Raw genomic sequence first — 26,278 nt, forward strand, 5'->3', positions numbered from 1 at the left:
ACTGTGCCGCCCATCGTCCATCGAGGTGGGGAGACAGGGTGCGCAGTTTCGAACACCGGAGCGCGGAATCCGCGAAGTTCTGGCAGGTGTCGCAGGAGGGTGTCGCCGTCACGGTCCGATACGGACGGGCCGGTACCGCCGGGCAGACACGGGTGAAGGAACTCGCCACCGAGGAGGCGGCGAGCCTGCACCTGGCCGGCCTGGTCGCGGAGAAGCTCAAGAAGGGCTACACGGAGGTGACCACCACCGCCGCGCCGGCCATTGCGGCCGATCCCGCCCGCGCGGCCGAGCCGGTGCAGGACGGACCGGTCGAACTTCCGGACGAAGACACGTTCGTCCTGCCCGACGCGTGGGTGCGCAGGATCCGGCCACGGCGCGGCGGACGGCCGGGTGCCAAGCCGCCCTCGCTGGCCGGCGCAGTCGCCAAGGCCGACGACATCCTGGCGGAGACACGCGATCACCGGGAACGGGTGCTGGCCGACAGGAGCAGCGAACCGGAGCTGGTGGCCGCCGCCCGCGCGTTCCTCGACGGCAGCCACATCACGCCCCTCGGCGCGGCGGCGACCGCGTGGGCCTCCTGGGACGTCTTCACCGAACGGCACGTCAAGGCGGCGGTCGCCGACGGATGGGTCGCGGCGCACGGGCTGGATTTCGCGGCCCAGGCGGTCCTGGAGTTGAGCGGTCTGCAGAACGGAAGCGGCGGCCACCTGGGCCGTAATGAGCGCATCTCCTACTGGGTCGCCGGCCCGTGGCGGCTGACGGCGGAGCGCTTGCGGGCCCGCCTCGCGGTCGCCGACGATGCGGCATACGCGCAAGCCCGGCAGGCGATCGAGGCCTACCGGTCCACCAAGCAGCACATGCTGGCGGCGTTCCTGCTCCCCACCGAACCCGGGTGGCTCGGCGAGGACTGTCCGGCCGAGGTGCGCGATGACGCGCTGGCCGCGTTCGTGGTGTCCACCCCGCACGAGTGGGACCGCATCAGCCACCGCGTCCGCGCCTTCGACCTGTCGCCGTCGCTCGGCCTGCTGGCCACGGTCCTCGATGTGATCGGGCCGACGGTCGGCGCGCGTCTGCTCGATCTGGTGGGTAGGAACGGCAACACCGAGCAACGGCGTGCGGTGTTCACCGGCTTGACGCTGATTCCCACCGACGAGGCGTTCGAGGCACTGGTCCGCCATGCCGACGACGACCTGACCGAACCCGCGCTGATGGAGGCCGCGGAACGGTTCCCGGTGCGTGCCCTGCGTCTGCTCGGGGTCGCGGCCGACGCCCCGGGCAGCCACCGGCGCATCACCGAGCTGCTGCACCGGCGTGTCACCGCGAACCCGGAGGTCGCCCGCGCGGCGCTGCCCGTACTCCCGGAGGCCGCCCGCCGGCAGGTCGAGCCGATCCTCGCGTCGTTGTCGACGCTGCCGTCCGCACCGACCGAGCTGTTGCATCCGCTGCTGGTGACACCGCCGTGGACCAGGCCGCGCAAGGTGGACACGCCGATCGTGGTCGACGGCCTCACCCCGCCGGACGTGACCCGGGTGTCCTGGCTCCCCGGCGAACGTGAGGCGCAACTGGCGCAGTTCTCGAAAGACGCGCCGCTGAGCGGCCGAGAGCAATGGGAGCGTACGGCGGTCAACCTGCGCGACGGACACCGGCAACATCCGGCCGACGAGGAGAGGTTCTTCGCCGAGGCGCCACGGTCGATGACCGACGAGTTGCTGGCCCGCTGGCGGCCGACGATCTTCTGGTCCCCCCGGTGGACCATGCCCCGCCTGCTCGCCCGGTTCGACGTGGACGCCGTACCGGTGCTGGTGCATTGTGCCCGTCGCATGGATCTGTTGGATCTCTACGGTTCCCTGCTGCTGCCCGCCGAAGGCCTCGACGTCGCCACCCTGATGGCCGAGTGGCTGGGTGGCGCCAAATCGGTGCGGTGGATAGCGGTGTCCTGGCTGCGCCGGCACCCGGAGTCGGCGGCCCGCGAACTGGTGCCCGCCGCGGTCGGTCCGGCCGGTGCGGCACGCCGCGCCGCGGAGCAGGCGCTGCAGACGGTGGCCGCGGCGGGTCACGCGGACCTCGTCCGCGAGGCCGCGGCCGGCTACGGTCCCGCCGCCGCCACCGCCGTGGACGCCCTCCTGGCGACCGACCCGACCGAGACCCTGCCGAAACGGATGCCGGACCTGCCGGCCTGGGCCGAGGACACCGCGGCACTCAGCCCGGTCTTGCTGCTCGGTCGCCGCCATGCGCTGCCGGCGACGGCCGTACGGCACCTGTGCACCATGCTGGCGTTGTCGCGCATCGGCACGCCGTATCCCGGCGTCGCGATCGTCCGGGAGACCCTCGACCCGGCCTCGCTGGCCGAGTTCGGCTGGTCGCTGTTCCAGAGCTGGGAGTCGGCCGGACGCCCGTCGAAACAGAGCTGGGCTCTGGAGGCGCTGGCGCTGACCGGCGACGACGACACGGTCCGCCGGCTCACGCCGATCATCCGCGCCTGGCCCGGCGAAGGCGGTCACGCTCGTGCCGTGACCGGGCTCGACGTGCTCCGCGAGATCGGCTCCGAGGTGGCGCTCATGCACCTGCACAGCATCGCGCAGAAGGTGAAGTTCGCCGGGCTGAAGTACGCCGCACGGGAGCGCATCGACGTCGTCGCCGGGGAGTTGGGCCTCACCGCCGAGCGACTGGCTGACCGGCTGGTGCCCGACTTCGGGTTGGACCACCGCGGCCGGCTCACCCTCGACTACGGGCCGCGCCGGTTCGTGGTGAGCTTCGACGAGCATCTGCGGCCCTATGTGGTCGACGACGACGGCATACGGCGCAAGGATCTGCCCAAACCCGGAGCCCGAGACGACGAGGCGCTCGCCCCGGCGGCCTACAAGACGTACACCGGGCTGAAGAAGGACGTCCGCACGGTGGCCGCCGACCTGATCCACCGGCTGGAGACGGCCATGATGGTCCAGCGGCGGTGGACCGCTGAGGAGTTCCGGCGGCTGCTCGTCGGGCACCCGCTGATGCGGCACGTGGTGTCGCGCCTGGTGTGGGCGACGTTCACCGCGGACGGGACGGTGGGCACCGCGTTCCGGGTGGCCGAGGACGGCAGCCTGGCAGACGTCGACGACAAGGATTTCACCGCGGCCGACGACGCCTCGGTCGGCGTCGCGCACCCGCTGCACATCGAGTGCGACCTGGCCGCCTGGATGCGGTTGTTCGCCGACTACGAGATTCTCCAGCCGTTCCCGCAACTCGGTCGGCCGGTGCGGCGGTTGACCGCGCAGCAGGCCACCGAGCAGCGACTGACCGAGTTCGTCGGGGCGGCCGTCGCGGTCGACCGGTTGCTGAAGCTGGAGCGGCGCGGATGGTGGGTGCGAAGCGCGCCGATGGACGCGGGCATCCAGGACACCGTGGAGTGTCACCTGCCGGGCCGGGGCGCGTTGACCTTTCCCCTGGACCCGGGGATCAGCGTCCAGTTCCCGACCGAGGATCCGGTGCAGATCCTTCGTGACGCGCGCCTGTCCGGGGCGGAGAACTTCGCGGCCCTGGATCCGGCGACCGTCTCGGAACTGCTGTGCGATCTTCACTATCTCGTGCACGGCGGCGTGATGCGGTAACGAGCATCTGTCCTCCCGCGACGCCGGTCGGCGTCGCGGGAGGACAGATGCGAGTCCAGCCGGGGCCGACGATCCGGATGACGGTCAGCCGGAGTACGCCGGTGGCAGTTGGCCGGTCTTGCGATGCCGGAGCCACAGTCGCCAGGTCTGCGCGCTGAGAGCCGTGAGCCCGAGCGCCCCCAGTCCGGCTCCGACTGACATGTCGTGGCGGGCCTGGTCACAGGTGTCCTGGGCGTTGTGGGGATCCGAGGACACGTACCGGATCTGGATCGTCGCTCCGGGGTCCTTGAGCTCGCAGGTCTTCGGCGCGATGGTCGTCTCGATCTGCCGGCCGTCGGTCGTGGTGAATCGCACGGTGTTGTTCTCGGTGCGGCTGAACCTGTCGACCTCGGTGACCACGCCGGACACCACCACGCCCTCCTTCGCCAGGTGGTACGCCGACACCGCGGTACTGGCGAAGAACCACCACACGCCGACGGCGATGGCCGGTAGCCAGAAGCGCATCCACCAGACCTTCCGATAGGCGGTGCGGCCCTTCTTGCCGGCGTTGTCCGTCTCCCCCGTGTCGCCCATCCCCGCCCCCATTCGTGAATCTCGATCCACAAAGAAGGTTTCCGGATGGCGGCAGATCAAAACGTTCGGGCGGACCGCCGGTGATCAGGCGAGCCGTCACACCGGCGTGGGGCCCTGACGAGCATGCCGGCGGTGCAGGGCGGTGAGCCGGCCGAGCACGTCGACCACCTGTCGGCGCTCCTCCGGGGTGAGGGAGTCCGCCTCACGGTCGATGTCGTCGGCCAGCGGCTGGACCGCGTCAGCCAGGCGCTGCCGCGCCAGTGGCGTCACGGTGACCGTCTGCCGGCGGCGGTCGGACGGGTGGGCCCGACGCAGGACGTGTCCGGCCTGTTCCAGACGGTCGACGAGACCCGTCGCGGCGCCGGAGGTGACACCGAGCAGACGTCCCAGCTCGACCGGGCCCAATGGCTGCTCGGAGACGGCCAGGTGTTTGAGAGCGAGGTAGTCCCCGGCGGACAGGCCCATCCGCCGGGCCACGACGGCATCCAGCGCGGCGACGGCGACGGCGAGGTGGTGCATCGCCCAGGCGAGCTCGGATCGGTGCTGCTCAGTCACGCGAGCAAGCCTAAACTAGCTTAGAAACTAAGCTACTCAGAAGGTGAGGTTCCGATGTCCTCGACCGGCGACCACCTCCGCACCGCCACACTGGCCGGCGCCTGTGCCGCCTTCGTCGCCACCCCCACACTGGGGGCACTGTTCGGCGAGGGTGAGCAGACCCGGCGGTACGACACGGTGATCACTCCACCCGACTACGCCTTCGCCGTATGGGCGCCCATCTTCCTAGGCTGCATCGCCTCCACCGTCGGTCAGTGCCTGCCCGCCGGCCGTGACGCTGCGATGAGCCGTCGAACCGGGTGGCCGCTCGCCGGGGCGTATGCGATCAACGCCGCCTGGTCGGTGGCGGCCCAGCGCGACCGTTTCGCGTACACGCCGTACCTGCTGCCGATGGCCACCGCCTGCGCCGCCGTCGCGCACGCCCGGCTTCAGCAGGTCCGGCCGGACACCACATGGTCCGCGACGACACCGGCCGCCACCGGCCTGCTGCTCGGCTGGACCGCCCTGGCGAGCACCGTCAACGTCGCCGCCGCCGCGGTCGCCGCCGGTGTGGACCGGATGGCCCCGCGCATGGTCGCCGGCGCCACGGCGGGCCTGATGGCGGCGGTCACCGCGGTGGCCGCCACGGTCGCCGCCAGCCGTCGCGGTGGCCTACCACTGGCCGGCGCCGCCTGCTGGGGCCTGCTGACAACCGCCGCGACCGCGACCAGACCACGAGGCGTCCGCCTGACCGCCGCGGCCGGCGCCACAGCCGTCCTCGCCGCCCTGGCCCACCGGAGGCGAGTCGACCGGACCGCCTGACGGGCGGTCGCGAACGACCGGGCACCCGCATCCCCGGCGCGTTGACCTACGTCTGCGTCGAGGACGCGGGCGGCACGCATCGGTCCGCGCCGGTCGATGAACGAAGCCGCAGCACCGGCAGGGCCTTACCCGGGCCCGCGATCTCGCTCGGCACCTACCTTCAGGTCAGGCCGTCCAGCCAGGTTCGGATCGCGTCGGTGGTGGCCTCGGCATGGGTCGTCAGCATCGAGTAGTGGTCGCCGGCCACGTCGACCACCTCATGCGGCCGGGGCCAGTGGGGTTGCCACCGCCCGGCCGGATCGGTCTCGCGCATCTCCTTCGTCGGGGTCGCCCGCACCAGCAGGGTCGGCAGGCTGGACGGCTCCGGTTCCCAGCCGTCAAGGCGGTGGGGGTGTCGCCGATCTGCCGACGGGCTGCGGCTCGTCCTCAGAACCAGTTGCACCGGATGTCGCCGGCCATCTCGGGATGCGCCACGCAGTCGATCAGGCCGATTTTCTCGTCCACGGTCGCCCCGGCCAGAATCGACAGGTAGGGCTGCGCGGCCTCGCGGCACTTGTTGATGTCGGTGGCCAGGTCCCTGCCAAAGGTGCGCCATGTGCTGGGGTCGCAGTTCGAGAGTCCGGTGTCGATGAGGTCGACATAGGGAATTATCCTGTCACGCCATGCCTGCATGAGGTCGGCCATGGGAATTTCTGTGACTCTTCCGGCATCCCTGAGGTGGACGACCAACTTCTGGGCTGCGGTCAGGGCCATTTTATCGTCGATGGTCGCTCCAGCCAGAAGTGAAACGTATGGCTGGACGGCTTCCCGGCATCTGTTGATGTCGATTATCAGGTCGAGCCCGATGGAACGCCACGTGCTCGGGTCGCAGTGAGACAGCCCGGTGTCGATGAGGTCGGCATAGGGAATGATCTTGTCCCGCCATGCCCGGATGAGGTCGGGAAGGGCGGGCGGCACACTCTTGCTGACTTCTTCGAGATAAAATCGAACCCTTTCGGAAGCAGTTTTCAGCTTTTTCGCATTTCCGTCCACAATTCCGCACCAATGCTTCGGCAAGCCGCTCAGGTGTTTGCATCGGTCTGATGCCGTGATCGGCGCGGCGGTTGATGCCATTGCCGGGGAGGGGCCCGTCCCCAGAATCACCGCCGCGACGATGCCGGCCGTGAGAAATGACCTCATGATAATTCCTTTTGGATTCGCCTGGGCCGTCAGGAGGACAGACGGAACGAGGAGACGGATGCGATTCGTCGGCGCCTACTGGCCCGGCGGCGGTGCGGCGGACTTTCCTGATCTCCGCAGGTGGGATGGAGATTCCCGAACGCGTGGACCTCGGTCACGCATTTCCAGCGCAGGCACTCTTGGAGCTGCGTGCGGAAGCCTCGTTCCGCACGCCCTTGCGGCAGGCAACGGATCAGATCCTGATTGACACCAGCGTCACGCCTGCCCATGCTCGCAATCTCATGACTTCAGAAGAACCATGCGATTGATCGTGCTTCGCACTTTCTTGCCGTTCAGATTCACATCGACAGACTTGCGGAAGTTGATGGCCGCCATCGCAACAGCGAGAATCTGGTCCTGGCTGTTCTTCGCGTCGTACCAGCCGTGCTCGATCTCTCCGCTCGGGTCGTATAGCCAGACCCCGACCGTGCCGGTATCGGCCATCGCCGAAGCACCCTTGACCTCGCAGGAGCGGCACCAGAAGTCGTCTTCCATCAACGCACTGGAGTCAATCGCCGAAGCCGGCCCACCGAATCCGATGGAGAACGCGGTCATGGCCGCGATCGACGACCACAGAAATCGGCGACGCAGAGGCGACGACACATCCGGCAGGCTCATGATCTCTTCCTTCGATTCCTCGCAGCGTGGTATCCGAAGCGACGCTAACCGACCACCGCGAGCCGGGGCCGAGGATACCGAGGAACATAAGCCGAATGGGCCAATTATCGGCAAACACCGGCCACAGCACTCCTCACCACTGCCGTACCACATTGGATCTACGGGCTGCCATTCGACCCCTGACGCAGATACCTCAAATGGGTGACCATCGGCAATGTCCATCTTCGAGCGGCATGTGAGGTACCCCAGACAAGCGATCGGCACCGGTGCCACGTCACCGACGTCGGTCATCGCACCGTTCTCACCGGCGCTGCCGCTTGCGCCTCGGCCGAGGTCCGGCCTGCCGGCGACATGCCCGGCGCCTGGGTGGCCGGCCGTCTGATCGACGCCGAAGCCGGCCCGGCCGGCGATGACCGCCCCGTAGCCGGCGGCGAGGGGCGGGACCAGGCTACGGGCGCCCGCCCCTCGGGTCGCGAACACGTCGGCCGGGCCTGTCAGGCCAGGCCGTCCAGCCAGGTTCGGATCGCGTCGGCGGTGGCCTCGGCATGGGTCGTCAGCATCGAGTAGTGGTCGCCGGCCACGTCGACCACGTCATGCGGCCGGGGCCAGTGGGGTTGCCACCGCCCGGCCGGATCGGTCTCGCGCATCTCCTTCGTCGGGGTCGCCCGCACCAGCAGGGTCGGAATGTGGGACGGTTCCGGTTCCCAGCCGTCGAACAGGCGCACGTAGGCGCCGCCGGCGATCATCACCGCGTCGGAGAAGACCCCGTCGAACATCTCCGCCGGGCGGTTGCGGTCGGCGTCGACGAGCGCGAGCGCCCGCGGGTCTTCACGGCCGGCGCTGCTGTAGTGGGCGTCGGCCAGGACGACCGCCTGCGGCGGGGTGCCCGTCGCCGTCAGGTGAGCGGCGACGGCGTGGGCCACCGCACCGCCGGTGCTGTGCCCGATCAGCACGAACGGCCGGTCGCCGACCAGGTCACGGACCGTCGCGGCGTGCAGCCGGACCAGCGTCGACACGCTGTCCGGAACCGGGCCGGGCCGGGACCCGAAGCCCGGGTGGGCGAGCATGTACAGGTCGTGGTGTCCGTCGAGCGCCCGGCCCAGACCGGTCGGCGCCGGATCGTGCAACGCCAGATAGCCGGGCAAGAAGATCAAGACCGGTCGGCGGTACGAACGACCGGTCGCCAACCGCAGCGGGGCGGGTGTGTGCATGCCTCGGTGGTCGGCGTCGAAGGTGGGCAGCCCGTACGAGGCCAGATAGCGCAGGGTCATCGCCGCGGACGGGCCCTGCTCGCGGATCACCCGGTGGTAGATCGCGGTGAACCGCTCGCCGGTCGGCGGCTGCGTCGTCGACGGATCGTCGTGGCTGGGCTGGTCCGCGCCGGTGTCCGTGGTGGGGTCGCCCAGGACGGCTCGGACGTGCTCGGTGAGCTCGGCCAGCGTCGGGTGGTCGAAGGCGATCGTGGCGCTCAGGCGGACCCCGGTGGCGATGCTGAGCCGGTCGCGCAGCTGGATGGCGGCCAGTGAGTCCAGTCCGACGTCCTTGAAGTGGCGGCCGGAGTCGAGTGTGGTCGTGTCCGGGAATCCGAGCAGGTCGGCGATCACCGCTCCGATCAGTCCCGTGAGGGCTTCGCCGCGCTCGTCGGCGGGCAGACCGGCCAGGGTCTGTCGCCAGGTGATCGGCTTCGCGGCCGGGGTGCCGGTGGAGCCCGGGGTGCCGGTGGAGGCGGTGGGGGCCAGGTCGGTGAGGATCGCGGGTGCACCGGTGGCCGGGACGTCGATCGCGATCGGTACGAGCAGGGCGGCGGTGCTGCGCAGTGACCGGTCGAGCAGGGCCATGCCCTGCTCGGCGGTGATCGCACGGATGCCGCCCTGGGTCAGGGCGCGGCGCGCCGGGCCGGGTGACGGACGGCCGGCCATGCCGTGGCCGTCGCTGTCCCACAGTCCCCAGGCCAGGGACTGGGCGGCGAGGCCGTGGGCGGTGCGGTGGGCGGCGAGGGCGTCGAGGAAGGCGTTCGCGGCGGCGTAGTTGGCCTGTCCCGGCCGGCCGATCACCCCGGAGGCTGAGGAGTAGAGGACGAAGGCGGCCAGGTTCCGGTGTTTCGTGGCCTCGTGCAGGTTCCAGGCCGCGTCCGACTTGGGTCCGAGGACGGCGTCGATGCGTGCCGGGGTCATCGCGGTGAGGACACCGTCGTCGAGGACTCCGGCCAGGTGGAACACCGCGGTCAGCGCCGGCCCGCACGAATCGACGAGGGCGGCGACGGCGGCCCGGTCGCGCAGATCGCAGGCGGTGACGGTGACGTGGGCGTCGAGTTCGGCGGCCCAGTCGGGTACGGCTCCGGTCCGGTTCGCGAGCACCAGGCTGCGTACCCCGTAGTCGGTGACGAGGTGGCGGGCCAGGATCGTGCCCAGGGCGCCGGTTCCGCCGGTGATCAGGACGGTGCCGGCCGGGTCCAACGCGGGAGCGGTGGTGTCGTCGGCGTCAGCGGGAGCCAGGCGGGGTGCGTGGACGGTGCCGGCCCGGACGGCGACCCGGGGTTCGGCCAGGGCGGCCGCCTGGTGCAGCACTGCGGTGGAGGCGGGTTCGCCGCAGAGGTCGACGACGGTAAGTCGACCGGGATGTTCGGCCTGGGCGCTGCCGAGCAGTCCCCAGACGGCGGCGGCGGCCGGGTCGGGGTCGTCGCCGGTGGCCCGTTCGGTGACCACGACGAGGCGGTCGGGACGGTCGGCGGCGAGCCACTCGGTGACCCGGGCGAGAGTCCTCTCCAGCAGCGCCCGAGCCCGGACCGGCGGCGTCACGCCGCCGGTGTCGGCGGTGGCGTACCAGATCTCGTAGGGTTCGCCGTCCACGTCGGTGGGGGCGGCGGGCCAGGTGAGGCGGTACAGTGACCGCCCGCTGGTCGGGTCCTGGATGCCGATGCGGCGCGTCACCAGGGCGTCGATCGTGACGATCGGGCGGCCGAACCGGTCGGTCATGGTGACCCGGGTGGTGTCCGGGGTGAGCGGGGACAGCACGACCCGTGCGGTGGCCGCCGCGGTGGTGTGCAGTTGCACGCCTTCGAGGGCGAACGGGACCCTGAGCTGGTCGGGTGGTTCGGCCAGCAGGCTGGCGTGCAGGGCGGCGTCGAGCAGGGCGGGATGCACACCGAAACGGGCGGCGTCGGTGGCCACCGCCGGCGGCAGCGCCACTTCGGCGTACATCTCGGTGGGTCCTCGCCATAGGGCGGTGACCGCCCGGAACGCCGGACCGTAATGGAATCCCGCATCCACCAGCCGGGTGTAGTCGACGGTGACCGGGTGAGCGCCGGGCGGCGGCCACGTCGCCGGCACCGCGGGCGTCCCGCCGGTCGGGGCGGTGAGGGTGGCGGTGGCGTGGCTGATCCAGGGGTCCGTCGAGCCGGTGGGTCGTGACCAGATGGTCAGCTCGCGGTCGCCGGTGGTGTCCGGGTCCTCGAGGATCACCTGGACGTCGGCCGGGCCGGTGAGCGTCAGAGGTGTGCCCAGAGTGAGTTCGGCGAGCCGCACGCCCTTGCCCGGGTTGGACGGCATCGCGGCCTGGAAGGCGAGTTCGGCCAGGGCGGCGGCCGGGACCATCGGGTCGGCGCCGATCACATGGTCGGCCAGCCAGGGCTGGCGGGTGGTCGACAGGATTCCGGAACTGCGGGTACGCGTGCCGTCGGCATCCGGTTGCGGGTCGCCGAGCAGGGGCGGCCGGTCGGTGCCGTCCAGCCAGAGACGCTGCCGCCGGAACGGGTAGGTGGGCAGCTCGCAGCGTCGGGCGCCGCTGCCGGCGAAGACAACCGACCAGTCGACGGGCACGCCGTGCACGTGCAGGGTGGCGAGGTTGTCGAGGAATCCGGCGAGCGTGGCGGGGCCGGCGACGAAGGCGTCGGCCGGGACGCACCGCTCGGCCAGGACGGACAGCACGGCGGCCGGGCCGATCTCGACGAACGCGGAGACGGGTACGGCGGCCAGCTCGTCCATCGCGGCGCTGAAGTGGACCGTCTCCCGGACGTGCCGTACCCAGTGGTCGGCGGTGGCCGGGTCGGCCGATCCGGTCGACGCGCTCACCAGCGGGACCGACGGCTGATGGTAGGTGACCGATTCCGCGACCAAGCGGAACTCGTCGAGCATCGGGTCGAGCAGCGGTGAGTGGAACGCGTGGCTCACGTGCAGCCGGTCGTATCGGGCGTCGAGCCGTTCGGCCAGTGCCGTCACCGCTTCGTCGGGTCCGGCGATCACCACCGTGTCCGGGCCGTTGACCGCGGCGATCGCCACCAGGTCACCGGCGTCGGGGAGGAGTTTCGCGACGTCGGCCTCGGTGCAGCGCACCGCGATCATCGTGCCGCCGGGCGGTAGCGCGGCCATCAGCCGGCCCCGGGCGGCGACCAGGCGGACCGCGTCGGCGAGCGACAGCACCCCGGCGACATGGGCGGCGGTCAACTCACCGATCGAGTGTCCCGCGAGCCGGTGCGGGTGGACGCCGCACGCCCGGTAGAGCGCGTGCAGGGCCACTTCGAAGGCGAACAGGGCGGGCTGGGCGTAATCGGTGCGGTGCAGCAGCTCGGCGTCGGTACCGTCGAGGACCGCACGCAACGGCTGCGGAAGGTAGGGCGTGAAGGCCGTACAGACCCGGTCGAAGGTTTCGGCGAACGCCGGGAAGGCGGCCGCCAGTTCGCGGCCCATGCCGAGTCGTTGCGCGCCCTGGCCGGTGAACAGGAAGGCCAGGCGCGGCTCCGGCCGGGTCGCGACCCTGGTCACGGCCGGGTGCGGTGTGCCGTCGGCCAGGGCGTGCAGGCCCTCGCGGTCACCGGCGCGCACGGCGGCCCGGTGGCGCAGCGGCGCACGGCCGGTCGCCAGGGAGAACGCCACATCCAGCGGCGTCGTGCCCCTGTCCCCCGCTGCGGCAAGGTGGGCGGCCCGGTCGCGTAGTCCCGCCTCGTCGGCGGCGCCCAGCAGCCATGGCGCGGCACTCCAGCCGGGCGCCGGCTCCCCGGCCCCTGGTTCCTCGGCCGGCGGCTCTTCGATGATCACGTGGGCGTTGGTGCCGCCCAACCCGAAGGCGGACACCGCGGCACGGCGTGGACGCGGACCGGCGGGCCACGGCCGGGCGGCGTCGAGCAGCCGCACCGCGCCGGAGGACCAGTCGACGTGCGGGGACGGGTCGTCGGCGTACAACGACCGGGGCAGCACCGAGTTCCGCATCGCCTCGATCACCTTGATCACCCCGGCGATGCCGGCGGCGGACTGGGTGTGCCCGATGTTCGACTTCACCGAACCGAGCCAGACCGGTTCCGGCCGGTCGCGGCCGTAGGTGTCGACGAGAGCGTTCGCCTCGATCGGGTCGCCGATGCGGGTGCCGGTGCCGTGGCCCTCGATCAGGTCCACGTCGCTCGGGCGCAGGCCCGCGTCGGCCAGGGCGAGGCGGATGAGCTCACGCTGGGCCTCACCGCTGGGGGCGGTGAGCCCGTTGGAGGCGCCGTCGGCGTTGACCGCCGAGCCACGCAGGACCGCGAGGACGGGGTGCCCGTTGCGGCGGGCGTCGTCCAGACGTTCGAGCAGGACCATGCCGGCGCCCTCACCCCAGGCGGTGCCGTCGGCCCCGGCGGCGAACGGCCGGCACCGGCCGTCGGGGGCGAGACCCCGCTGGCGGCTGAACATGATGAACGACTGCGGCGACGCCATCACCGTCACCCCACCGGCCAGCGCCAGCCCGCACTCACCGGCCCGCAGCGCTTTGGCGGCCAGGTCCATCGCCACCAGCGACGACGAGCAGGCGGTGTCGATCGACAGGGTGGGCCCGCGCAGACCGAGGGTGTACGCGATGCGTCCGGAGGCGAGGCTGGCGGTCGAGCCGATGCCGAGGTGTGATTCGAGGGCGTGGGCTTCCCGGCGGGGGCCGTAGTCGCTGGGCATCAGCCCGACGAAGACGCCGGTGTCGGAGTCACGCAGGGTCGGCGCGGGGATTCCGGCGCGTTCGAAGGTCTCCCACGCGATTTCGAGCAGGAGCCGGTGCTGGGGATCGGTGGCCAACGCCTCGCGAGGCGAGATCCCGAAGAAGGCCGGATCGAAGTCGGCGGCGTCGTACAGGAACGCGCCGCGCCGGGTGACACTCGTGCCGAGCCGGTCCGGGTCCGGGTCGTACAGGCCGTCGACGTCCCAGCCCCGGTCGGTGGGGAACTCGCCGGTCGCGTCGACCTCGCCGACGACCAGCCGCCACAGGTCCTCGGGGCTGCGCACACCGCCGGGATAGCGGCAGGCCACCGCCACGATCGCGACCGGCTCGGTCTGCTCCCGCGACTGCCGGGCGGTGACGGTGGCGGCTCCGGCGAGCCGCGCGTCCAGCCAGGTGATCAGGGCGGCCGGGGTGGGGTGGTCCCACAGCAGGGTGGCGGGCAGCCGCAGTCCGGTGCGTCGGCTGAGCCGGTTCCAGACGGTCATCGCGCCCATCGAGGTCAGTCCGAGGTCGGCGAACGCGGTGCCCAGATCGGTCACCGGACCGCACAGTGCGGCCACCTCGGCGCGGACCAGCGACGCCGACGAGGTGCCGGTGAACCGGTCGCCGGGGTCGGCGGAGAACGCCGAGCGCAGCAGGTGGCGGCGGGGCTTTCCGGACGGCGTACGCGGGATGACCGGGGTGAAGAGGATCTCCTCGGGGATCTTGTACGCGGAGAGTCGTCGCGCCAGGTCCCGCAGCAGAGCGGTGGGTTCGGCCGACTCGTCGGCCGGGACGACGAAGGCGACCGGCACCTCGCCGAGCAGCGGGTGGGCGCGCGCCACCACCGCGGTGTCGCGCACACCGGGCAGGGCGAGCAGAGCGACTTCCACCTCGGTGGGGTCGACGTTGACGCCGCCGCGGTTGATCACGTCGCTGACCCGGCCGATGACGCTGAGGTTGCCGTCGGCGTCGAACCGGCCGAGGTCGCCGGTGCGGTACCAGCCGTCGGTCAGGGCGTCGGGGCGCCGGTGGTAGCCGAGCATCAGGTTGGGGCCGCGCACGCTGATCTCCCCGTCGACCAGTCGTACCTCGACGCCGGGGGCGGGCCGGCCGCTGCTGCCGGGTGTGCGGGGTCCGCCGGGTGACTCGACGGCGATCATCCCGCACGTCTCGGTGCTGCCGTAGCAGTCGAGCAGCGGGGCACCGAGCAGCTTTTCGACGTCGGATCGCAGCGCCGGATCGCTGGTCGCGCCGGCGGTCAGGCACAGCCGCAGCGACGAGCCGTCGATCGGCCCCGCGTCGAGCAGTTGACGGTAGGTGACCGGCACCCCGGCGAGGATCGTCGGTGACTGTTCGGCGAGCAGGCGGGCCAGGGTGGCCGGGCCGGTCTCGGCGGTGACCCGGGCACTGGCCCCGGCCACCGTGATGCCCAGGACGCACAGGGAGTGGGCGAAGCTGTGTGCCATCGGCAGCGGCCAGAGCAGGTGGTCGGCGGCGGTCAGGCCGAAAATCGGGCCGTAGCAGGTGGCCGCGGACCACAGGGCGGCCCGCTGGGTGGAGACGACGCCCTTGACCGAGCCGGTGGTGCCGGAGGTGTAGAGCATGAACGCCGGCTCGTCCAACCCGAGATCGTCGGGGGCCGCGCCGTCGCCGACCGGGAGGCTGTCGGTCACCAGGACCCGCACTCCCCCGGCCACCCGGCGGGCCTGGTCGGCGTGCCGGTCGTCGGTGACCAGCACGGCCGGTTCGCAGTCGGCCAGCAGGGCGGTCAACTCGGCGTCGGTGGCGTGTGGGCTCAGCGGCACCCCGACGGCTGCCGCTCGTACCGTGGCCAGCACGGCCTCCGCCAGGTCCACGCTGTTGTCGAGCAGGAACGCCACCCGCTCGCCGCGGCCGGCGCCCAGCCCGGAAGCGAGCCGCGCCGTCCGGTCGGCCAGCTCGGCCCAGGTGACTCGCCGGTGGTCGTCAGCGAACGCGAGCCGGTCGCCGTACCACAGGGCATTGTCCTTCAGGACGTGCGGTAGCGGCCGGATCATGTGCTGCTCGAGCATCGGGAGGTTCCACCCTTCGATAACCATCCATTGTGGGCGCCATCGTGGCACACGCCTCGAAAGCCCCGGCCGCGCTGAGACAGCGGGGACTGCGGTGCCCTCCGGATGATCAGGCACACCCCAGGTCGTGGAGCCGGGCCTGGGACCGCTCTATGGTGACCGGGTGAGCACCCGTGACGTTCCCGCACAGATCGGTGACCTGCCGCCGATCGGACGCCCCGCGAACAGCGCCCTGCTGCACGCCGGTATCAGCACCCTGGATCAGGTGGCCGGTCTGCGCCGTCGCGACCTGCTCGCCATGCACGGTGTCGGGCCGAAGGCCGTGCGAATCCTGGAGGCCGCCCTCAGCGAACGCGGTCTTGCCTTCGAGAAGTAGAGCGGAACCGCTGCGGGCTCTGCCCGAACTGACGGGTGAACGCCCGGGAGAAGACACTCGGCTCGTCAAAGGCCCAGCGCGCGGCCAGCACCGAGACCGGCACGTGGGCGTTGCCGGGCGCCAATCGGCACCGGCATCACCCCGGTCGCGGGGAACAGCGCATATTCCGCGAAGGTGCCCTCTCCTACCCCACGACGCGGGATCCGACCAGGTCCTCGGCCACGCTGACCGACTCCTCGACGAGGACGCGCCCTTGAAGTTAGGTGATAGCTTGCGGAGGAAGAGGGTTGCGTGTCCACCGCGGTGAGCCGCCAGATCGTCAGCCCTTTCGCCGCGTCCTGGGAGAGATGCCATGACGAACAACGACACGCCCCGGAGCGCCGGAGCTCTCGGGATCTGGGCGAACATCGGAGTCTGGATCGCCCTTGGCGCTGCCCTCGGCGTCGCCGCCGGGGTGTTGTTCGACAACATCGTTCTCGGTGCCGCGCTAGGTCCCGGCCTGGGTGTGGCCGCCTGGGCCGTCTTCATCGCGGGGAGAAATGCCGGCGGCGAATCCTGAGCGCGGGGAATCACCGTCGAACGCCTTTCTCATCTCGGCAGAGCAATGCACAGTCCAGTCGACCGACGGTCCTGGCGTCGGCGGGCACCTGCGTGGTGCCTCGGCTTGCTGGTTGAGGCCGGTCAGGGGCACGTCGACGTCGAGGGCGGGGAGACGACCCGGATCGGGTTCGACGCGCTCATCAGTGTCCCGGTGGTCGACTCGCCGCCGCTGTGCCACCTCGTCGGCCTGTGCCGGGTCCGGTAACACGCGCCGGATCAGCCCGCACACCCGAGGCGCCACATGATCGGCGAGCCGCGCGAACGCGCCGAGTGGGATCATCACTGTCGTGGAATGTCCGATCGCGTGAGCGCGGCAGCCGATACCGTCACCACGCCGACGCGCGTCGCGTCGGCGGTTCGTGTGCCGTTGTGGCTGGTGCTGGTCATGGTGGTCACGGCCTACGGCGCCGGCGCCTCACTCGCGTTCCTGGGTTTCGGTGCCCCGGCGATCGTGGTGCTGTTCCTGCCGGCCGGTGTCACCCTGTCGGCGCTGGTGCTCAACCCCCGCCGCCGATGGCCCTGGATCCTGGCCGCGGTGGCCGCCACGGAGATCATCGTGGACGTCTCGCACGGCATGTCCCTGCGCTGGTCGGCGGGTTTCGCTCTCGCGAACACGGCTGAGCCGCTGGTCGGGGCGTTGCTGCTGCGCAGGTATCGACCGGCCGAGGTCGACCTGCGGCGCCGCCGAGACCTGGTCGTGTTCCTCGGCTGCTGTGTCGCCGCGGGACCGCTCGTCGGCGCCGCGATCGGCGGCACTCTGCTGTCCGCGAGTCTCGCCGTGCCGTGGCCGCAGTCGTTCGTGTCCTTCTGGGCGGGCGACGCGACCGGCGTGCTGACCGTGGCCGGCGCCGTTCTGGCCTGGCGATACAGCCCGGACACCGGTTCCGGGACCGTTCGGTGGACCGTGAGCATCGGGGCAGCGGCGACGGCGACCGTGATCGGCTTCTGGCCGCACGACGTGCCGTTGTTCTACCTGCCCATCCCGGTGCTGTTCGCGCTGGCGTTCAGCCAGTCGCTGGTGGTGACCCTCACGGCGGGCATCGCGATGATGGTGGCGGCGAACCTGATGACCAGCACGGGCCACGGTCCATGGGCCGCGCTGGACACCTCCGCGCAGATGATCACCATGTCGCTGCAACTGTTCCTGGCGACCACGATCCTCGGCGCCTGGGCTCTGGTCGTCGGGGTGACCGAACGCGACCGGGCCCGCCGGGACACCTCGGTCGAACGTGCCGCCCGGCTACGGCTGCACGCTCTCCAGGTGCTCACCACGGACCTGGCCACAGCGGTCACCTCGGAGGAGATCGCCGAAGCCGTCGTGCGCCAGGGCATCGGACTGATCGCCGACCACGGCAGTGTCGCCCTGCTCGCGCCGGACAGCGCCGACATCATGCTGTGGACCTCCCCGGACCGGCCCGACGACCTGACCTTCCACTACCAGCGACTGCCCACCGACACGGCCACGCCCCATCACGACGTGATCCGTACCGGCCGGCGCCTGCTACATCAGACGCAGGCCGACGCGATGGCCGACTATCCACATCTCGTCGACGTCTATCAGGCCCTCGACGTGCACAGCAGCATGTGCGTACCGATCCCCGGCGACGACACCGGCCCGCTGGGTTCGCTGGCGTTCAGCTTCCATCGCGACCACGCCGCAGACGCCGACGTCCTGGCCTTCGCCGAGGCGCTCGCGAGCCTGACGGGCCAGGCTCTGGACCGCGCCCGGGTCTACGAGCGTGAGCACGACGCCACGCAGCGACTCCAGCAGGCGTTGCTTCCGGACCTCGGCAGCCGACGCGACGGCATTCAGATCCACGCCGACTACCGGCCCGCCGACGTGGCCCACCAGGTCGGCGGGGACTGGTACGACGCGTTCGCCGTACCGCAGGGGCGGATCGGCTTCGCGGTCGGTGACGTCGTCGGACATCAGCTGGCCGCCGCGGCGGCGATGGCACGCCTGCAGTCGGCGTTGCGGATCCTGGCACAGACCGCGCCGGACCCGGCCCGGGTCCTCGACGACCTCAGCCGGGCCAGCGCCCTCATCCCCGACGCGACAACGGCCACCGTCGGTTATGCCGACTACGACCCGACCACCCGCGTGCTCCGATATGCCTGCGCCGGGCACCTGCCGCCCCTGCTGGTGACCCGGGACGGCGCCACCTATCTGTGGGACGGCCGATCACTGCCGCTGGGAGTCGGAAAACCCACGCGTCGCCACGGCCGGGTGGTCGTCCCGGACGACGCCGTGCTGGTCTGGTTCACCGACGGTCTCGTCGAACGCGTGGGCGAGCATCTCGGCGAGAACATGCAGCGGCTCGCCGACGCCGCCGGCAGCCTGCCCGACCCGGACGCGGCGAGGCTGTGCCGGCACATCCTCAGCCGCATGGTCGGTGACCGGCCGCTGGCCGACGACACCGTCATCCTGTGCGTCCAGTTCACCGGCGCGCCGTCGGGTGGTTGACACCCTCAGTTCGCCCCAACCATGCTGACCCCAGACATTCCGGGCCTGCCGCCCGTCGATCCGGAAAGGGCCCGTACACCAGAGATGTCCGTCTTCGAGGCACGCACCACCCGGGAAGCCGACACACTCGTGGTCGCGCTCGCCGGCGAGTGCGACCTGCGCAGCCGCGACGAGATGACGTCGGCGCTGCTGGACGCGGTCCGCTCCAGCCGAACGGTCACCGTCGATCTGAGCGACGTAGGGTTCCTGGACTCCAGCGGCCTACATGCGCTCGTGACCGCCCACCAGGAGGCGCTCGAACTCTCAGGCGTCCTGTACGTCGTCAACGCCACGGGGACCGTCGCGACCGTCCTGGAGATCACCGGCATCCTCGAGTTGCTGCAGAACCCTGCGCAGTCTCTCGACCAGGTGACCGGTGACTGACCCGCACCCGCCCTCGACACCGGCCGTGATGCCCTACCACGACGCCGACGACCTCCCGACGGCCCGCGCGTTCGCCCGACGCCATGCCGAGGATCTGGGACTGGCCGCCGACCAGGTCATGTCGCTGGTCATCGCTGTCAGTGAGCTGGTCACCAACACCTTGCAGCACACATCCGGCGGTGGCCAGGTCCGGATCTGGGCTGACAACGGCCAGGTCACGTGCGAGGTCATCGACGGAGGACCAGTGCGCGCCGTCGGCCGGGCGATGCCGAGGCCCGACGCCGACCGGGGCCGAGGCCTGGCCATCGTCGAACGGCTGTGCGGCCCGGTCGAAGTCTTCGCCGCCACGGAGGGCACGACTGTCCGGCTGCGGTTCATGACCGAACCGCGCCGCGGTAGTCCACCGGGCGGGGAAGCCGGATGACAGTGCGTGCATACCGGAATATCTTGGCGTATCTTCGTCCGGCGGGAACGCGGGACCCGCTGGATGAAGGGGTACGGGGTGATTTCTGAGCAGGCCCTCGAGTTCCTGCGCCGAGCCGGCGGCTACTCCGATGCGGTACGGCCCGATCTGATCCTGCTGGACCTGAACATGCCGCGGATGGGCGGCCTGCAGACCCTGGCCGAGATCAAGACCGACGAGGCGCTCGAAGCGATCCCGGTCGTGGTGCTGACCACCTCGGATGCGCAGCGCGACATCTTCTCCAGCTATCAGCATCACGCCAGCGCGTTCGTGACCAAGCCGATGGACCTCGACGCGTTCGAGACCGCGGTGCATCGGATCAACGCGTTCTACGGCGAGACGGCACGGCTGCCGCGTGTCTGACCGGCTCGACGACCCGGATCGTCTGACGTCACTGGTCCGCACCGGTCTCGGGGCGGCAGCCGACCCGATGTTCGACCGGTTCGCGTCGATCGTGCAACGAACTCTCGGTGTTCCGGTGGCGTTGGTGTCGCTGGTCGACGACGCCCGGCAGGTGTTCCCGGGTGCATACGGGCTGGCCGAACCGTGGCAGCAGCAACGGCAGACCCCGCTGTCGCACTCCTTCTGCCGGCACGTCGTCACCAGCGGTGAACCTCTGGTCATCACCGACGCCCGCGTCGACCCGCGTGTCGCGGGCAACCTGGCCATCACCGACCTCGGCGTCGTCGGTTACGCGGGTATGCCGTTGACCGACGGCAACGGCCGGACCCTGGGTTCGCTGTGCGCGATCGACGCTTCGCCCCGACAGTGGACCGCCGCTGAACTCGCTCTGCTCGCCGACCTGGCCGCAGCCTGTTCGGAGAGCCTGCGGCTGCGGATCGCGTCTCGGGCCGCCCTCAGCCGCGAGGAAATCGCCCGCGGAGAGCAAAAGGCCGCGAACCTCGCTTTCTCCCGAAGTCAGCTGCTGTTGCGTGCCAGCGTGGCGCTGGCCGACGCCAACACGCTCGCCGATGTCATCGGGACGGTCCGGACCCTGGTCACCGGCACCCTGGATCCCGACTATGTCGGGGTGTCTCTGCTCGACACCGACCGTCAGGTCAACCTGCAGTCCGGCGGTTCGTTGCCGGACCGGGTCGCCGATCGCTGGCGTCGCTACCCGCAGACCGCCCGCACCCCGTCGGCCCTTGCCGCGCACACTGGACGTCCGATCCTGCTGCCTGATCCGGCCGCCGTCGCGGAGCAGGTCCCGGACGCCGCCGCCACGTTCACCGAGATGGGCTGGCAGTCCGGCGCCAGTGTGCCGCTTCCCGGCCCGCGGGGGCCGATCGGTGCGCTGACCTTCGTCTGGAAGGAGCGCTATCCGCTGGACGCCGCCGAGCAGGCGGTCCTGGCTGCTCTCGCCGGTTACGTCGGCCAGGCCCTGCAACGTGCCGACTATCTGTTCTCCCGTGAGCAGGTCGCGACGTTGTTGCAGCAGGCCATGCTCAGCGACCTGCCGGACGCCACGCCGTTCGAACTGGCCGCCCGCTATTCACCGGCCGCCCGGGGTGAGCACGTCGGCGGCGACTGGTACGACGCCGTCCGGTTCGAGGACGGCCACCTGGCGCTGGTGGTCGGCGACGTCACCGGGCACGACATGCTCGCCGCCGCGCGGATGGGGCAACTGCGCAGCATGCTGCGGGCCTTCATCGTCGACCGACTCGAGCCGCCGTCGGCGTTGCTGCGTCGGCTCGACGCCGCGATGCAGGTTCTCGGCGATCCGACTCCGACCACGGCGTTGCTGGCCTACGTGCAGCCCGACGAGACCGGCTACCGGCTGCAGTGGGCCAACGCCGGGCATCCGTCGCCGGTCCTATTGGAAGCCGACGGTACGGTCAGTCCCCTGGTCGGACGCGACATGCTCCTCGGCGTGCGCCGGCGGCTGCCCCGCACCAACTACTCCCGCACGCTGCCGCCCGGATCCACCGTGCTGTTCTACACCGACGGCCTGATCGAGACCCGTACCGACACCCTCGATGATCGTAAACGGCAACTGCACGGGGTCCTGACCGGCCTGGCCGGCGCCCCTCTGCCCGATCTGCTCGACGAGGTCCTGAGCCGGCTGGTCGGCGACAGCCACGAGGACGACGTGGCGATGCTGGCCCTCCGCAACCCGGCCTGACCCTCTCGGACGCCCGGTTCGGTGGCGGGACCTGTGATCGCGTCGTGGAGTACGTCGGCGGTGGCCGGGTCGATGTCACCGCTCACCGGGGGGCGCGTCACACCGTACCGGTCGATGTCGGTGTTGACTTTGACATGCTCCTCCTGCCGCATCGGCCGGAATCATCCGGTCGCCCGGTACAAGCAGCTCCCGGCCTGGACCACAACGCCCGGTAAGCGGTGTTCAGGTCGGCGGCACGAACGCCCTGTCCGCGGCCGCGGCCCTTAGCGCGGCCGGCTCGATCAAGGCGATGACGGCGATGGCGGGCTCGAAGCTTTCCAGTCGTAACACTTCGGCCAGCAGGTCGCGAGCGAGAGCACGGGGATGCGCTGCCCATGCGATCGCGGCCAGGGCGTGAGCCCGGTTGTCGTCGTTCTCGTCGAACGCGCGTCGAGCCAGTTCGGCAGCCTGTTCCGGATCCTGCTCGGCGATCGTGCAGATCAGGTTCGTGCGGACGACGGCGGTCACCGGCCGGCGGAGCCACCGATATGCCCTGTCCACCAGGGCGGGCAGACGCTCGGCGTACTCGGCCGGTTCGGCGTGCCGAGCAAGCCACATCAGCGCCTCGGTCTGCCACCGTGGATCGTCGATCTCGTCGATCAGACTCTCTCCCCTGTCCGGGTCGCCGCCGGCGGCGACCGCGGAGGCCAGCTGCGACATCGCCTCGTCCCGCACGGATCCTCGACCGAGTTGTCGGGCGAGTTGCTCGGCGGCCTCGACGTGGCCGTCGTCGAGGAGGTCGTCGATCTCCGCCGACACCGGATCCGACGGGGGCCGGTATGGCCGGTCGGATCTCAGTTGGTCCAGGACTTCGATCAAACCCTCGTCATGGCCTTCGTCGGTACGGACGACCTGCTGGGCTTCGCGTACCAGGTGCGCGGCGGCGGTGAGGTCGCCGTGCTCAACAGCGGCCGCCGCCACCACCGCCAGCGCTGTCGCGGTCTCGAGGTACCAGTAGGCGGCACGCGCGACGGCCGCGGCCTCACCCAGGTCGCCGGCTGCGGCCAAGGCGGCAGCCGCGGCCGCGTGGGCCCCTTCCCACAGAACGATGTCGCTATCGCCGTCGAGGAGGTCCCGGCAGGCCAGGCCCAGACGTAGGGCATCGGCACGTCGACCGGCGCGAGCATGCGCGTGCGACACCGCGGCGACGGCGGAGATTCGGGCTGCGATTCCGGGAATCGACACGGCAAGACGTTCGGCGGCGACAGCGTCCACGCTCGCCATCTGGGCCGCGACATCAGAAAGAGCCCAGTCGTCGTAGGGGCGGGAGACGGACTCGGCGACGGCGATGGCGCGGTCGACTGCTCCAGCACCGGCCAGCCCGACGGCGATCTTGCGCATCGCCACACACGCCAGGATCGAGTCGCTGCCACGGACGGCTTCCACCGCATCGGTGAGCAGGGTGTGCACGTCGGCGCCGGGCAGCCGAGCGAGCCGAGCCGATGCGAGACCACGCGTCAGGCGGTTGTCGACAGCGCGAACCGCATCGTGTACGTCGTGGACCAGCTTCTGCCACCATGGGGCGGCGGCCGTCTGATCCGCGTCGAGCGTGCGGGCGGCGACCTCCAGGACGTGTGCCCGTGCGTCGGGTTCGGTGACACCCGCACCGAAGTCGGTGGGCAGGTCACCGAGTACCGCTGAGGCACGGACCTGGGCGAGGGCCTTGGCCACGGGCGAGCTGATCCGGTCGATCAGATGGAGGCACTGCGCCGGGGTCTCGGCGGCGTCCATGAGCTCGACGAGTGCCTGATCCCGGATGGAATCGAGGTCGCTGGACATCGCGAGATCGACCGCGCGTTCCCAGCCCTGTACGGCGGCGACGACCGGTGGGAGGGCGGCCGGCACCACGCGGGTCTGTCGCGTGAGGCGTTGTCGGTGTAGGGCGAGACGCAGCAGGGCACCGAGGTCGGGGGTGGCGGCCGTACGGTGCGCCGACTCGGCCAGCGTGATCTCGCGGAGCGCGGCGACATCGGCTCCGGTGTGCGAGAAGAGCCGATCGTGCCGACGAACGTCGGTCGCGAGCGCCAGGAGGCGTTGCGGTGACTGTCGCCGTGCCCACGGGTAGCTGTCCAGCAGGTAGCGAGGGGTGTTCGCGGGCCATCCGGCGGCTTGATGGTCGTCGGCCCAGGCGTCGATCCGGGCGTGGAAGGTGTCCAGGGAGTCGAACAGTTCGGTGACCGCGGCGTGCAGGTCGTCGTGGATCAGCACGTGACCGCCGTCGGGATCCTGGCCGATCGCCCGCGCGGTGCAGGAGGCGATCAGTTCGTCGACCGTGCCGGGGTCCTCGCCGCACAGTGCGGCGAGGTCGTGCCGGGTGAGCGCGCCCTGTGCGGCGGTGATGAGTCCCAGGATCTGTCGCCCGACCGGCTGGTCGCGCCACAGGCGGGTGGCTTCTACCCGGGCCTGGACGTGCTGTGTCGTCGCCGCCGGTGACGGTGTCAGCCGCGTCCACCCGGTCGCTCGCAACGGGTGATCGTGTTCGAGGTCTTCGGGCACCGGTCGCCGATCGCGGATCGACACCACGAAACGCAGCCCGACCGGAACGCGATCGGGAAGCAGACTTGCGATGCTGGGCTCGAACCGGGCGGCGGTGTCCTCGTCCAGACCGTCGACGACAACTACCAGAAGCTCTCCTCGCGCGGCGCATGCCGCTGCGGCCTGAGCCCACCGGGCCAGGAGCACTCCGTCGCGCAGCCCGGAGGGGCGCAGCGTCTCGGGGGCGAATCCGAACTGCTCAGTCAGCTGCGCCAGCTGGTCGTCGACGAAGGAGTGTCGGTGCTGCACTCCGCTGCGGGCGGTCACGAACGACGCCAGCACACGGACGCCTGCCGGTGGATGCCGCGCGAACCAGGCGAGCATTGCGGTCTTGCCCGCCCAGGCCGGCCCACGCCAGCATAGATACGCCGGTTCCTCGTCGGAGGTGCAGTGCCTGCCGAGCAGTTCGAGCTCTGCCTCACGGTCGGCCAGTGGACCTCGCGGGAGGAACCGGCCGATCGAGGCGGCCGCAGCCGTCGTCGGCAGGGTTGGGAACAGCGGGATCCCGTAGTCGAGGGCCAGCCGGTGCCGTAGACGTTCGGCGTCGGTGTCGCCGCCGCTTTCGGCGAGTTTCCCGGCGACGTCCGTGAGACACCGATACAGGTCTTCGGATCTGACACCGCGACCGTGGGTGACCGTGTCGAGGATGCGGAGGTAGTCGACGTCCGGGCTACGGCCGTCGCGGTCCACGATCCATACATCGAGTCGACCCAGCATTCGGTGGGCGTCGCGGTCGGTGATCCCCTGGCGCAGCGAGTTCCACTCGCGGCGTATCGGCATCGGGGTTTGACCTGGCGTCAGTTGGGCCCGGAAGGCGTCGAAGCTGGTCCGTTCGGCCAGCTCGGCCAATTGCCGTAGGGCAGTCGCCTTCGGCGACGTCCGTGTGACCAGTCCGACCCGGCAACGGCCGTCGATGAAATGGCTGCGGTTCATCCGCTGCATACGTGCAGCGGCGGTCATTACTTGGCGAAGTGCCGACGCCGTTGCGGTGATCTTGATCTGGCATTCGACGATGCGGCTGGTGGTGCCGGTGCCGATCTGCAGAACCATGTCGTCGAGCTGGGCGCCCGCGGCACGCTGCTGGACCGAGAGCGTGCTGATCGGTTGATTCCAGACCGGACCACGATGGCCGGTGAGCAGCAGGGCCAAAGCGCACGCGACGACTTCGGCTTCGTAATGGACACCGCTGCCGCCGGTAGCCTTCGGGGACATCGGCTGCACACGAGCTCCCGCGGTCGCGATCGTGAATCGTCGCCTGAATCGTACGGGGATCGACGATGCCGTCGGCCGCACCCGGCGTACGCCTTCACGTCGCGTGGGGTGTTCGTCTCTCCTCCTCCCGAACACAGCCGGCGACGCTCACGTTTCGCGGAGCCGGTGAGCTGCGGTTGTTTACTCACCCACGGGGCTACTGAACAACCTTGCCGCCCGGTTTGCTGACAACCGGCAACGTCGTCGCGAGATCGGGAGGACTCATGAACCATGTCCGGGCACGGATGACGAAACGAATGACGGCCGCATTGCTCGGTGCAGCCCTGGGCGCGGCATCGCTGGTCGCGACCGCCGCTCCCGCACAGGCGGCCTGGTCGCAGTGTCCGCAGTACTACTCGTGCTACTGGAGCCAGGTGGGCGGCACGGGCTCGTTCTGGCAGGCGCCCTCGTGCGGCCGGCACACCGTGCCGTTCACCGTGGTGTCGCTGTGGAACCGCGGCAACGGAACGATCTACTTCGAGGGGAGCGGCTATTCGTACGCGGTCGGCTACCGGGGCAGCAACGGCGCTCTGGCATATCGGGGAATCAACATCGCCTGCTGACCGGCCGGCCTCCTGCGCGGAGCCGGACATCAGTCGGCAAACCAGATGAAGCCCGGGAGATGTGAAGCCACCATTCTCGACGTCTTCCGAACGAGC

Annotated in this window: 18 protein-coding genes; 11 read left to right on the forward strand and 7 right to left on the reverse strand. The window is 70.7% G+C overall.

The window, feature by feature from the left end:
* Positions 1 to 38: 38 nt before the first annotated feature.
* Entirely contained in the window at positions 39 to 3,593 is a 3,555-nt protein-coding gene (locus tag Q0Z83_RS20905) for a DUF4132 domain-containing protein (protein WP_317795640.1), read from the forward strand.
* 84 nt (positions 3,594 to 3,677) lie between these two features.
* On the opposite strand, the gene Q0Z83_RS20910 is transcribed toward Q0Z83_RS20905, so the two are convergent.
* Together Q0Z83_RS20910 and Q0Z83_RS20915 are read right to left on the reverse strand one after the other, a co-directional pair.
* Complete coding sequence (locus tag Q0Z83_RS20910) at positions 3,678 to 4,166, reverse strand: DUF3592 domain-containing protein (protein WP_317795641.1); 489 nt, start codon at positions 4,164 to 4,166, stop codon at positions 3,678 to 3,680.
* Between the two features lie 96 nt (positions 4,167 to 4,262).
* Entirely contained in the window at positions 4,263 to 4,721 is a 459-nt protein-coding gene (locus tag Q0Z83_RS20915; RefSeq protein ID WP_317795642.1) for a MarR family winged helix-turn-helix transcriptional regulator, read from the reverse strand.
* Between the two features lie 54 nt (positions 4,722 to 4,775).
* Between Q0Z83_RS20915 and Q0Z83_RS20920 the strand changes: the two genes are divergently transcribed.
* Positions 4,776 to 5,522, forward strand: a complete 747-nt coding sequence (locus tag Q0Z83_RS20920) for a hypothetical protein (RefSeq protein ID WP_317795643.1) — start codon at positions 4,776 to 4,778, stop codon at positions 5,520 to 5,522.
* Positions 5,523 to 5,682: 160 nt separating this feature from the next.
* Here the strand turns inward: Q0Z83_RS20920 and Q0Z83_RS20925 are convergent, their stop codons facing one another.
* From Q0Z83_RS20925 to Q0Z83_RS20940, 4 genes are all read right to left on the reverse strand, one after another.
* The gene (locus Q0Z83_RS20925) at positions 5,683 to 5,964 is read right to left on the reverse strand and encodes an alpha/beta hydrolase family protein (RefSeq protein WP_317795644.1); all 282 of its coding nucleotides are present in this window, start codon (positions 5,962 to 5,964) and stop codon (positions 5,683 to 5,685) included.
* Positions 5,949 to 6,701 (reverse strand): hypothetical protein, encoded by a 753-nt coding sequence (locus tag Q0Z83_RS20930; protein WP_317795645.1) that lies wholly within the window; start codon positions 6,699 to 6,701, stop codon positions 5,949 to 5,951. The genes Q0Z83_RS20925 and Q0Z83_RS20930 overlap by 16 nt, the downstream gene beginning before the upstream one ends.
* Positions 6,702 to 6,980: 279 nt before the next feature.
* Entirely contained in the window at positions 6,981 to 7,358 is a 378-nt protein-coding gene (locus tag Q0Z83_RS20935; RefSeq protein WP_317795646.1) for a hypothetical protein, read from the reverse strand.
* A 494-nt stretch (positions 7,359 to 7,852) separates the two neighbouring features.
* Positions 7,853 to 15,346, reverse strand: a complete 7,494-nt coding sequence (locus Q0Z83_RS20940) for a type I polyketide synthase (protein ID WP_317795647.1) — start codon at positions 15,344 to 15,346, stop codon at positions 7,853 to 7,855.
* A 163-nt stretch (positions 15,347 to 15,509) separates the two neighbouring features.
* On the opposite strand from Q0Z83_RS20940, the gene Q0Z83_RS20945 reads away from it, so the two are divergent.
* From Q0Z83_RS20945 to Q0Z83_RS20980, 8 genes are all read left to right on the forward strand, one after another.
* Entirely contained in the window at positions 15,510 to 15,722 is a 213-nt protein-coding gene (locus Q0Z83_RS20945; RefSeq protein WP_317795648.1) for a helix-hairpin-helix domain-containing protein, read from the forward strand.
* A gap of 352 nt (positions 15,723 to 16,074) precedes the next feature.
* Positions 16,075 to 16,281, forward strand: a complete 207-nt coding sequence (locus Q0Z83_RS20950) for a hypothetical protein (protein ID WP_317795649.1) — start codon at positions 16,075 to 16,077, stop codon at positions 16,279 to 16,281.
* A gap of 105 nt (positions 16,282 to 16,386) precedes the next feature.
* On the forward strand, positions 16,387 to 16,527 hold the full coding sequence (locus tag Q0Z83_RS20955) for a hypothetical protein (RefSeq protein ID WP_317795650.1): 141 nt from the start codon (positions 16,387 to 16,389) through the stop codon (positions 16,525 to 16,527).
* A gap of 87 nt (positions 16,528 to 16,614) precedes the next feature.
* A complete protein-coding gene (locus Q0Z83_RS20960; RefSeq protein ID WP_317795651.1) occupies positions 16,615 to 18,786 on the forward strand; it encodes a SpoIIE family protein phosphatase in 2,172 nt (723 codons plus the stop codon).
* Positions 18,787 to 18,870: 84 nt separating this feature from the next.
* The gene (locus tag Q0Z83_RS20965) at positions 18,871 to 19,209 is read left to right on the forward strand and encodes an STAS domain-containing protein (RefSeq protein WP_317795652.1); all 339 of its coding nucleotides are present in this window, start codon (positions 18,871 to 18,873) and stop codon (positions 19,207 to 19,209) included.
* Positions 19,202 to 19,633 carry an ATP-binding protein gene (locus tag Q0Z83_RS20970; RefSeq protein ID WP_317795653.1) on the forward strand — a complete coding sequence of 144 codons (432 nt, stop codon included), beginning with the start codon at positions 19,202 to 19,204 and terminating at the stop codon, positions 19,631 to 19,633. Before Q0Z83_RS20965 ends, Q0Z83_RS20970 begins: the two co-directional genes overlap by 8 nt.
* A gap of 78 nt (positions 19,634 to 19,711) precedes the next feature.
* Positions 19,712 to 20,035: a response regulator gene (locus tag Q0Z83_RS20975; RefSeq protein WP_317795654.1), complete on the forward strand. Its 324-nt coding sequence runs from the start codon at positions 19,712 to 19,714 to the stop codon at positions 20,033 to 20,035.
* Positions 20,028 to 21,794 (forward strand): GAF domain-containing SpoIIE family protein phosphatase, encoded by a 1,767-nt coding sequence (locus Q0Z83_RS20980; RefSeq protein ID WP_317795655.1) that lies wholly within the window; start codon positions 20,028 to 20,030, stop codon positions 21,792 to 21,794. The genes Q0Z83_RS20975 and Q0Z83_RS20980 overlap by 8 nt, the downstream gene beginning before the upstream one ends.
* A 222-nt stretch (positions 21,795 to 22,016) precedes the next feature.
* Here Q0Z83_RS20980 and Q0Z83_RS20985 read toward each other — a convergent pair whose 3' ends face one another.
* On the reverse strand, positions 22,017 to 25,589 hold the full coding sequence (locus Q0Z83_RS20985) for a hypothetical protein (protein ID WP_317795656.1): 3,573 nt from the start codon (positions 25,587 to 25,589) through the stop codon (positions 22,017 to 22,019).
* Positions 25,590 to 25,876: 287 nt separating this feature from the next.
* On the opposite strand from Q0Z83_RS20985, the gene Q0Z83_RS20990 reads away from it, so the two are divergent.
* Positions 25,877 to 26,182 carry a peptidase inhibitor family I36 protein gene (locus Q0Z83_RS20990; RefSeq protein ID WP_317795657.1) on the forward strand — a complete coding sequence of 102 codons (306 nt, stop codon included), beginning with the start codon at positions 25,877 to 25,879 and terminating at the stop codon, positions 26,180 to 26,182.
* Positions 26,183 to 26,278: the final 96 nt, after the last annotated feature.

The sequence above is a fragment of the Actinoplanes sichuanensis genome (assembly GCF_033097365.1).
Lineage (GTDB): Bacteria > Actinomycetota > Actinomycetes > Mycobacteriales > Micromonosporaceae > Actinoplanes > Actinoplanes sichuanensis.